We start from the raw sequence: 9,398 nt of genomic DNA on the forward strand, positions 1-9,398 counted from the left end.
TACCAGTTCAGTGAACAAGATCTTGCCGAGGCCTATGATGAAATGAGCAAAAATTATGCGTGTTGAGTGCCAAAAATTGTGGGGATCCCTCAGGGCTGGGCCCTCGCTTTTTAGTTCATTTAAAGAACAGGGTACAACACTTCTTGTGCTTGCCGGAACGACTGTTTCGATAGGAGGGCTAACAGCAGTGGCTATTGCTTATATTTATGAAGTAGATATGAATATGATGAGTGGCTTGTTAACAGGAGCATTAACATCGACACCTGGTTTGGCAGCATCTATTGAAGCTTCTAACTCACCATTAGCATCTATAGGTTATGGTATTGCTTATCCATTTGGGGTTTTGGGGGTAATTTTATTTGTAATAATTATCACCTGTCTTATTTAGAGTAAACATGAAAGAGGAAGAGGAAAAATTTGCGGAAAAATCACGTTCTAATACGCCACCAGTGACAAATAAAAATTTGATTATTGCCAATGAAAATGTAAACGGGAAAACGCTTGGGGAGTTGAAAATACGTTTCATGACCAAGGCGAACATTTCACGGATTATGAAACCTAATCAACTTCCTACTTCACCAACAAGTAGTACGGTATTAGAAACAGGGGACATAATAAAAGCAGTAGGGACGGCAAATGCGTTAGCTAGAATAGAGCTTCTGTTAGGTAAAGTTACAGATATAGAAATTCCAAGTAGCGGATTGTATGAAATAAAATGGTACCTGGTAAGCAACAGTAATGTTGTAAACAAAACAATTCAAGAGCTTAATCTTTTAGAAAACTACTCTGCCACCATAACGCGAATAAGAAGAGCAAGTATTGACTTGGCACCGCATCCTACTACTCAAATAAAATACGGTGATAAAATTTTAATATCTTCTTCTAAAGGCAATGTGCCTGCTGTTACAAAACTTTTTGGAGATAGTTTAAAACGTGTTGGACAAACTAGTTTTTTACCGGTTGCATTTGGTATTGCGATAGGTATTTTAATTGGGGCGCTTGCCATTCCACTAGGAAGTCTACAATTTAAATTAGGACTAACAGGCGGCGTGCTTTTAGCATCCATATTTTTAAGTTGGAAAGGAAAATTTGCAGGCGTAATCTGGAACTTATCAAGTCCTGCAAATCAAATATTACGTCAGCTTGGACTTTTAATGTTTTTAACGCCAGTAGGTTTGAGTGCAGGGGAGAGTTTGGTTCCTGCCATTCAGGAACATGGCGCTGTTTTATTTATTTATGGAGCAGCTATAACATTAATCCCAATGATTGTGACGGTTCTTGTTGGGCGCTTTTTTCTGAAAATTAATTTTTTATCTATTTTAGGTGCGTTGACAGGTGGAATGACATCAACACCAGGATTAAGTGCTACGGATTCTATGACCGAATCTGAAGCGCCACAGATTGCTTATGCTTCGGTTTATCCTTTTTCATTGATTTTAATAATAGTTATTGCAGAAATAATGGCTCTTTTATAATTGATTATGGTTGGGATCTTAGAATTCGATAAAAGCACTCATTAAATCAAGGTGGTTACTGCATAGTCTAAAAAAAGAAAGTAATGCCGTATAACAGGTGTGGATGCATAACACTTTGGAGCCAATATTGCTGGGCCATATGCTCGAATACTACCACATTAGTTACGCATGGTTACTTATTTCCGCAATAAATGACATCATGATATCCGCGCCGGTGAGATGGTTGGAAGCTGATTTATGTATCGGAATATACAACGGATAATAAAACTGATACAGCAGCTGTAATGTGTTTCGAGAAACCTGTGTCTTAATGTTCAAAATCAGTTTAAAAACGTCTAACAATCTGCTGCACTGGATGCATTGGCCTCGGCACGGTTTTTGAAAAAGACACTCAAAAACGGCGCCAAGCGCCAGTGAGCAGAGCGTTACCCAACAAGGAGAGCGACATGCACATCGGCATTCTGACCATGAGTTTTTCTCTGCCGGGCTGTGGCTCTCTGAAAGAAAAACGCCAGCGTATGGGCGGCATGCACGAACGGTTCGGGCGCAACCCGGCGGTGGCGGTCTGTGAGAGCGGTGAACACAACAGGCACGATGCCAGTGAATGGTCCTTTGTGGTGGTGGCGGCCTCAAGGCGCGAGGTAGAATCCCTGTGCAGCCAGATAGAAGACAAGATACAGCGCACCGTAGAAGGACGCATCATCAAGGTCACGCGGGAACTCATCTAATCAAACAGGACCCATTTTGATGAACAAAATACAGATAGCTATCGTTTCCGATATCGCCTGCCCCTGGTGTGCCATCGGTTATGCCCGGCTGGAACAGGCCATGGTGCAGCTGGCGCCGGAGTACGAGTTCACCATTCAGTGGCATGCCTTTGAACTGAACCCCGACCACAGAGGGCAAGGCCAGCCTATCTTGCCTGCCCTGGCCAAAAAGTACGGCCGAAGCGAGCAAGAGATGCGGGAAAACCAGAGCCATATGATGACGATTGCCAGCGATCTTGGCCTCAACTTCGCGAAAATTCAGCAGCGACTGACCTGCAATACCTTCGATGCCCACCGTCTGGTGAAGTGGGCAGCAGAGCAAGGCCAACAAACCGCCATGAAACAAACCCTGTTCGAGGCGTATTTTGGCAAGGCGATGGATGTCTCCGATCACGCAGTGCTGTTAAGTTGCGTTACCGCACTGGGGCTGGACCCGGCAAAGGCCAAACAGGTGCTGGAGTCGGATCAATACAGTGCACTGGTGCGAGAAGAGGAAGCCACTTACCAGCAGGCCGGTGTGACTTCCGTGCCGGCATTCATCATCAACAACAAGTACCTCATATCCGGCGCTCAAGAGCCCGATGCCTGGGTGAAGGCATTGCAGGAGATTGGCGCCGAATCCGCCTGATCCGGCCTGAACGCGGTATGGCTTAACGCTGCCCGCCGGGCCCATAAATCTTGCTGGCCCAGCGGGTCAAACCGGCGGTGACGCTGCCGAAGTGGTCACCGATCACAATGGGGGTCTGCTGAAACTGCTGTTGCAGGAACCGGTTCAACACCGGTGACTTGGCGGTGCCGCCGGTTACAAATACCACATCTGGCTGGCAATTGGCCTCCGCAATCGCATCGGTCATCAGCGCCGTGATGGCACTCAATTCACGGTGGCAGGCCCTGGCAAAGCCGTCTCGGTCCAGGTTAACGGTCAGGCCCTTATCTATATCGGACAGGTCGACACGCTGCTCGGTGCAGTCCGTCAGGGCAATTTTGCTTTGCTCTGCGGCATTCACGACGCGATAACTGAGTTTGTTTTTTTGCACGGTCAGCAGGCGCGACAACAGCTCGGGCTCTTCTGCATCACGGACCAGTTGCGCTAAAAAACGGCCATTGGCGGCACTATAAAATTCGGTCTGCTCATGAATGTTGTTGATGGACACGGCCTGCGCGTAACTATTGGCTGGCACCGGCTTGCCTGTTTTCAACAGGCTGTCCAGACCAAAGCTGGGCATAATGCCCTTCAGCGCAAAGGCAATATCGAAGTCATTACCGCCCACACGCTCACCGGTGTGGCTGAGCAGGTCGCCACTTCTGTCTGGTGCAACCGCCTGTTTGGGCCCCATCAGCAGCATGGAGCAATCGGTGGTGCCGCCGCCAATATCGACCACCAGCACCCGGGTTTCCTTATCCAGGCGCGCTTCATATTCAAAGCCTGCGGCTACCGGCTCGAATTGAAATTCAACGTCCCTGAAGCCAACGCGCCTGGCGGCATTGGTCAATATTTGCAGTGCCTGCCGGTTACTTTCTTCACCACGCAGCCCCTGAAAATTGACGGGACGGCCAATCACCGTTTGGCTGACACTTCTGCCGAGTGCGGCTTCGGTCAGCCTTTTTACGTTGCTCATCATGGCCGCAACAATGTCTTCAAACAATTCGACTTGTTGTGGCAGCAGGCCCGTCGCACCCAGAAAAGACTTGGGGGATTTGATGTAGTAACCTTCATCGGGCTCTTGCAGGTAATTATTCAATGCCTGCTGACCAAAGGATAAGTCGGTCGGGTAGCCATCCAATGCCAGCTCTTTTAATTCAAGCTGCCCTTTTTGCAATTGTCTTTGCCGTTGCTGCTGAAAGTTTTTTTGCTCTGCCAATGGCAACTGTTTGTGCAGCCAGTTGACAATAACGTCACGACTCGGAGCATACAAGGTTGACGATATATATCGACCATGATCACCCAGGGTTAAAATTTTCGGGTTGTTTTCTTCCATAACGCCGACAGCACAGTTTGATGTGCCGTAGTCAAATCCGATCATGTGGCATCCAAAAACAAAAAAGGCCGCGTAGAATACAGGGATGCTCAGCACCAGGCAAGTTGGCTGCACCGGGCAAAGGGCCCGCTCCCTTTGCTCACCCGTCGATTCCGGCGAGGCTTTCAGACCCAATACCGCCTAACTTGTAGCCGCCGTTTAAGCTGGCGGGTCAGAGCACTGGGAAGCCAAATAGAACCCGCTTCCATATCCCGCACGAACATCCGTAGGGTCGATTTCAATCGACCAAAAACATTGCACGATTGCTGGGGTCTTGTCGGACAAAGGGCCCGCTCCGCCGACTCGCCGTAAATCCTCCGTGGAGGCTCAGCCGCGCCATCCATGGCGCGGATGGTCGGCTGAGCAGATCCCTTTGTCCTCCCTGTCGATTCCGGCGTGGCCTGCAGAACCAAACCCCGCCACCTGAGCCGACATCTCAGCCTCTGCAGAAAGAGTTCCCCTTCCCCGAGCCGCCCATAAAACCATCACTCACCCGTTTTGCATCTCACTTTTTCATTTTTGAAATTGTCTTTCCCCACTCCCGCGGCCAAAATAGACGCGTTTGAAAACTATCGGTGCAGGGAATGACGACCTGAAACGTCAGGGCGGTAGCATGGCTGAATAGCACAACTGGCTTATCAAAACAGCCATCCAGACGGCTTGAAAAATAGAACCTGCATCATCTTCCGTGCGTGATATCACCACCGGCAATGCGCGTTATTCATCTATTGCAGGCAAAAGTCATTGTGAATCAGTTGGTTAATAATGATTCGACAGTGATACTGCGCACGTTCCGGAACAAATGTGCACACGCGTGTATACGAGCATGCGCAGTATTAAAATAATGAAATGGACGCCCCTCCTATACTGTTAGTTGGTTGTCATCAGGTGGAGGATGAATCATGGAACGGGTATCAATGATAGGTTTGGACCTTGCCAAAAACGTCTTTCAGGTGCATGCCGTCGATAAACGTGGGCATTGTATTTTAAGAAAGTCATTACGCAGGGCGCAAGTTTCAGTCTTTTTCGCCCAGTTACCAGCTTGTATTGTGGGCATGGAAGCATGCAGCAGCTCACATTACTGGGGCCGCGTGATAGCTTCTTGCGGACATGAAGTGAAGCTCATTCCTCCTCAATACGTAAAGCCTTATGTGAAAACCAACAAGAATGATGCGGCAGATGCAGAAGCTATTTGTGAGGCAACATCTCGGCCTCATATGCGCTTCGTGGAGCTGAAAAGCCCTGAACAACAGAGCATCCTGCTGATCCATCGAGAACGCGATGGCTTAATGAAAGACCGTACGGCATTGATTAACCGTTTGCGTGCAACCTTAGGTGAATTCGGGATAGCCGTACCTTCGGGCCCCGCACGGCTTAAACAGTGGTTTCGTGATAGCTATGGCATTGATGAAGGACTGTTGCCGGTGCTGATGCAGCGCCACATACAGCGAATGAGAGCTCGATGGGCTGAACTGGAATCTTGTATCACGGAACTAGACAACGAAATCGATGAGCACGTAAAGCAGAATGAAGCCTGCAAGCGTTTGCTGGAAGTGCCTGGTATAGGGCGCTTAACGGCTTCAGCACTGGTTGCCTCCGTAGGTAATGCACTCGCATTCAAAAATGGCCGTCAGCTCTCTGCCTGGTTAGGCTTGGTGCCAAAACAGCATTCCAGTGGCGGGAAGACGGTACTGAGAGGTATCAGTAAGCGTGGTGATGCGTATTTACGCCGGATGTTGATTCATGGTGCACGAGCAGTATTGAGACATATAGGTACGAAGAGAAATGCCGTCAGCAACTGGTTATATGAGTTATCGACACGTGCAAACAGGAATGTCGTCATTGTAGCAATGGCGAATAAATTAGCACGGATTGCATGGGCGTTGTTGAATAAAGGGCAGCGTTATATGGAACCGGCTATTGGATAAAAAGATAGAAACGCTCTGATGTTTGCGTAGGTAAGACTCAATGATGACAAATAGGTAGAACCGTGATCGGAGAAAGCTGTTCCTAACATCGTTCGTCTAGAGAACGCTAAAATGATTAGCATCCGGTCAGCGGAATTCATCAGGGATAGAGGTAGACACCTCATAAAAATCCGGATAGATGGCTGCAATACCTTTATGTCACTCAAAGTTTTGCTTGCACAAAGCGGGGCGTCCATAGATGTTAGGTTGGCTATACGCTCACAACCTGGCGGGTCAATCTTTGAGCGTGGAGAGTTGAAAATGAAACAAGTAGTAACTTTGGGCATGGTTGTACTGCTGACGGGCTGTGCTGCAGCAAATATCAGTTCGCAAGTCAGAGAGTCGGGGTCTGAAGGTTCATCGATGATGACACGGTGCGTTGAATTTAGCACCGGAAATGAAAGTACAACGAACTCTAAGCTCCAGAAGTACGACGGCTGGAAAATGGTGTATGTTTCCGAATATACAACTCCCAATAAAGTGAATTCAGCAGCAGTAATGTGTTTCGAGAAGCCTGCCTCATAACTGTTGATTACGACGAACCTAACAAGTGGCTGTTGACGGACGTGCCTACGCTGCGCTCCGGCGCTCCGGCACGCCGCAAAGCCAAGCGTTAGACTCACATCGAGGATTAAATGGACATAGAGTTATTGAAACCAACGGATCGCCTTAGGGTTATGGACCTAGTTGAAGCGACGGGAATAGATGTTAGCGACTGGGCGAAATTTAAGGGTGGAGTAGAGAAAGCTGCATCGAATCCAAAGTATTGCTATGAATGGTCATACGAGGATCACAGTAAGAAAATTATTGTTCTTAACCTTTGGTATGAAAATTTGTCAGAAAAAAATGGCGAGATCATTCAAAATCTTAACTTAAGAGATACAGCAAAAAACGCTGCGAGCTCACCACAGTCTCGCCGCGCAACAAAGATGGATTTCTCTCTACAAAAAGCAGCTCGTCTTAATTGGCCAGTAAGGGTGATAATTTGTGATGGTGGAAGAAGAGATTCAAATTCTACTAAGTCGAGCGCAGATAGACGACTTCTAGATAGCGAGCAATGGTACGTAAAGAGCTATAGTTCAGATTCCGGTGATTGCGTTCTTGTTCGCGGTACTTCAACCGAATTTTTCATTGATCAATTCAGCATCGAAAATATACCTATTGGTGAGGCGAAGAGAAAAGAAGCAACCACATCGGTGTATGAGCGCAGCCCACAGGTTAGAAACTATATCCTGAAAAGAGCAGGCGGATTCTGTGAGTGGTGTGGTCAGGAAGGATTTAAAACCTTATCAGGCTCCGTATATTTGGAAACTCACCATATTCAACCGTTATCCGAAAATGGCAGTGACACAGTTGATAATGTAGTAGCCCTTTGCCCAAACCACCATCGAGAGGCACACTTTGGGGAGAGTGCAGTTCAATTCCGAAAAGAGCTAGCTAGTCGAGTAGAGAAGCTGAACAAGTCAATTCAGCCGACCGCTAACGCGTCGGCTGATTTCGGAGCCAGGCTAAAAATATAATTTTTATCATTACTAAAAATAAGGGGGAATAATGAACAGTGACTTTCCTGCAACAATGGGTGATGTAATGAAATACACTGGATTCTGGCAAAGAGTCGGTGCAAGTCTAATCGACACTGTAATTATATTAGTATTAACTTACCCTATTTTAATCTCAATATACGGCTGGAGTTACCTTGATGGTGATGACTTCGTCGCAGGTTTTTTTGATCTATTACTTAGTTGGGTGTTTCCCCTTGTTGCCGTAATCGCATTTTGGGTTTATCGCCAGGCAACTCCTGGTAAAATGGCAATACAGGCGCGCATTGTGGATGCAAAAACAGGTGAAAAGCCAACATTACAACAATATATTGTAAGATATATTGGCTATTTCTTAGCATCTATTCCTTTAGGGTTAGGTATTTTCTGGGTCGCTTGGGATAAGAAAAAGCAAGGGTGGCATGACAAATTAGCTGGGACAGTCGTCATAAGCCCTAAATCCGGACAAACACAAGAAGTAAAATTCGAAGGGAAATAGCCTGATAAGGGGTCACGGTAGGAATGGCGGTTACCCGCCACTCCCCGCACAGATCCGGACGTGCGCTGCTAACGCATCCGGCTCCTACCTCGAGTCATACCGTCAAATCGCAGAGATCATTATGAGCCTTCAGAATCGTGTTGATCCTTGGGGAAAACTGAACAGCGTTGATGCCCGGGGTGCCTGGATGGGGAATCGTGGGATTCTTCACAATCAGAACAAAGAGATCATTGCGCCATGGCGACACAAGGCGTGGATTATCTGCAAACTGGATTTCAAGGGACGGCAGAGAGAGATATTCAGCAACAATAGCTATTCTGAACTTTTCTTTATGGATGAGGCTACTGCCTTATCTGCAGGTCATCGCCCTTGCGCCGAGTGCAACAGGGAGAAGTACAAAGAGTTTAAGTCAGCCTGGTGTGCCGCAAACGCTAAAGAGCCCTCAATACCAGTGAGTCAAATTGATAAGAAACTTCATACTGAGCGGACGATACGTGGTGGAGGTAAAGTCACCGTTGGGATGCCTTTCGCGGAGATACCAGATGGTGCCTTTATTGATCTAGAAAACAAGGCGTTACTGCGCTGGCGTGGAGTATTGTGGCACTGGGGGTGGAATGGTTATGAGCGATATGACTCAAAGCCAGCAGCATCGGATCTTGTCAACGTCCTCACACCCCAATCAATAGTAAAGGCTCTGCTGCATGGGTTTCGTCCACAGGTGCATGAATCAGGCATACGATAGCACACGGAACAAGCAACACTGAATGTCGTACTGCTCAGGGTAAGATCACGAACGTTTTATAACCAATCTGGGGTAATTTGACCTGCTGATCGACTTGTGATCTTATACTCCCTTTTGGGAGCCCGCCCATGAGCCTTGATGCTTTTTCCGAGTCCTTTGGTGTACTGAAAGATCCCCGCCAGACGGCCAAAATCACTTACCCGTTGTTCGATGTTCTGTTCCTGACACTCTGCGCGGTCATCGCCGGTGCCGAAGGGTGGGAGGACATTGAAGATTTTGGTGTGGCGCACCTCGACTCATCCCTTTACCCATAAGTCAGCCCAATAACTCCTTGGTCTCCTGTATGGCACGGACCATATCATGACAACGCTCCAGGCCCAGCCACAGCGTTT

At 47.7% G+C, this 9,398-nt stretch carries 10 protein-coding genes and 1 pseudogene; 10 read left to right on the forward strand and 1 reads right to left on the reverse strand.

Annotation, left to right across the window (positions count from 1 at the left end):
• Positions 1 to 55: 55 nt before the first annotated feature.
• The 4 genes from HNR62_RS15780 to HNR62_RS15795 all read left to right on the forward strand — a co-directional run bounded on the left by HNR62_RS15780 (position 56) and on the right by HNR62_RS15795 (position 2,870).
• Positions 56 to 388: an aspartate-alanine antiporter-like transporter gene (locus HNR62_RS15780; protein ID WP_204797038.1), complete on the forward strand. Its 333-nt coding sequence runs from the start codon at positions 56 to 58 to the stop codon at positions 386 to 388.
• Between the two features lie 7 nt (positions 389 to 395).
• Positions 396 to 1,475 (forward strand): aspartate-alanine antiporter-like transporter, encoded by a 1,080-nt coding sequence (locus HNR62_RS15785; RefSeq protein ID WP_204797039.1) that lies wholly within the window; start codon positions 396 to 398, stop codon positions 1,473 to 1,475.
• Between the two features lie 446 nt (positions 1,476 to 1,921).
• Positions 1,922 to 2,203, forward strand: a complete 282-nt coding sequence (locus HNR62_RS15790; protein ID WP_204797040.1) for a DUF503 domain-containing protein — start codon at positions 1,922 to 1,924, stop codon at positions 2,201 to 2,203.
• A gap of 19 nt (positions 2,204 to 2,222) precedes the next feature.
• A complete protein-coding gene (locus HNR62_RS15795; RefSeq protein WP_204797041.1) occupies positions 2,223 to 2,870 on the forward strand; it encodes a DsbA family oxidoreductase in 648 nt (215 codons plus the stop codon).
• A gap of 22 nt (positions 2,871 to 2,892) precedes the next feature.
• Here the strand turns inward: HNR62_RS15795 and yegD are convergent, their stop codons facing one another.
• On the reverse strand, positions 2,893 to 4,266 hold the full coding sequence (gene yegD / locus HNR62_RS15800) for a molecular chaperone (RefSeq protein WP_204797047.1): 1,374 nt from the start codon (positions 4,264 to 4,266) through the stop codon (positions 2,893 to 2,895).
• 896 nt (positions 4,267 to 5,162) lie between these two features.
• Here yegD and HNR62_RS15805 point away from each other — a divergent pair.
• From HNR62_RS15805 to HNR62_RS15830, 6 genes and pseudogenes are all read left to right on the forward strand, one after another.
• Positions 5,163 to 6,188, forward strand: coding sequence for an IS110 family RNA-guided transposase (locus HNR62_RS15805; protein ID WP_204797042.1), 1,026 nt, complete (start codon positions 5,163 to 5,165; stop codon positions 6,186 to 6,188).
• A 300-nt stretch (positions 6,189 to 6,488) separates the two neighbouring features.
• The gene (locus tag HNR62_RS15810; protein WP_204797043.1) at positions 6,489 to 6,752 is read left to right on the forward strand and encodes a hypothetical protein; all 264 of its coding nucleotides are present in this window, start codon (positions 6,489 to 6,491) and stop codon (positions 6,750 to 6,752) included.
• A 110-nt stretch (positions 6,753 to 6,862) separates the two neighbouring features.
• Positions 6,863 to 7,747, forward strand: coding sequence for an HNH endonuclease (locus HNR62_RS15815; protein ID WP_204797044.1), 885 nt, complete (start codon positions 6,863 to 6,865; stop codon positions 7,745 to 7,747).
• A gap of 31 nt (positions 7,748 to 7,778) precedes the next feature.
• Positions 7,779 to 8,264, forward strand: coding sequence for an RDD family protein (locus HNR62_RS15820; protein ID WP_204797045.1), 486 nt, complete (start codon positions 7,779 to 7,781; stop codon positions 8,262 to 8,264).
• Positions 8,265 to 8,385: 121 nt separating this feature from the next.
• Positions 8,386 to 9,006, forward strand: coding sequence for a hypothetical protein (locus HNR62_RS15825; protein WP_204797046.1), 621 nt, complete (start codon positions 8,386 to 8,388; stop codon positions 9,004 to 9,006).
• 128 nt (positions 9,007 to 9,134) lie between these two features.
• Positions 9,135 to 9,302: pseudogene (locus HNR62_RS15830) on the forward strand (transposase family protein); the annotation flags it as partial.
• Positions 9,303 to 9,398 lie beyond the last annotated feature (96 nt).

Source organism: Oceanisphaera litoralis (genome assembly GCF_016907015.1).
Classification (GTDB): Bacteria; Pseudomonadota; Gammaproteobacteria; order Enterobacterales; family Aeromonadaceae; genus Oceanimonas; species Oceanimonas litoralis.

Coding starts and splice junctions, on each gene's coding strand:
- HNR62_RS15790 (WP_204797040.1), top strand. CDS start 1,922: ATGCACATCGGCATTCTGACCATGAGTTTTTCTCTGCCGGGCTGTGGC.
- HNR62_RS15815 (WP_204797044.1), top strand. CDS start 6,863: ATGGACATAGAGTTATTGAAACCAACGGATCGCCTTAGGGTTATGGAC.
- HNR62_RS15825 (WP_204797046.1), top strand. CDS start 8,386: ATGAGCCTTCAGAATCGTGTTGATCCTTGGGGAAAACTGAACAGCGTT.
- HNR62_RS15795 (WP_204797041.1), top strand. CDS start 2,223: ATGAACAAAATACAGATAGCTATCGTTTCCGATATCGCCTGCCCCTGG.
- HNR62_RS15820 (WP_204797045.1), top strand. CDS start 7,779: ATGAACAGTGACTTTCCTGCAACAATGGGTGATGTAATGAAATACACT.
- HNR62_RS15785 (WP_204797039.1), top strand. CDS start 396: ATGAAAGAGGAAGAGGAAAAATTTGCGGAAAAATCACGTTCTAATACG.
- HNR62_RS15780 (WP_204797038.1), top strand. CDS start 56: ATGCGTGTTGAGTGCCAAAAATTGTGGGGATCCCTCAGGGCTGGGCCC.
- yegD (WP_204797047.1), bottom strand. CDS start 4,266: ATGATCGGATTTGACTACGGCACATCAAACTGTGCTGTCGGCGTTATG.
- HNR62_RS15805 (WP_204797042.1), top strand. CDS start 5,163: ATGGAACGGGTATCAATGATAGGTTTGGACCTTGCCAAAAACGTCTTT.
- HNR62_RS15810 (WP_204797043.1), top strand. CDS start 6,489: ATGAAACAAGTAGTAACTTTGGGCATGGTTGTACTGCTGACGGGCTGT.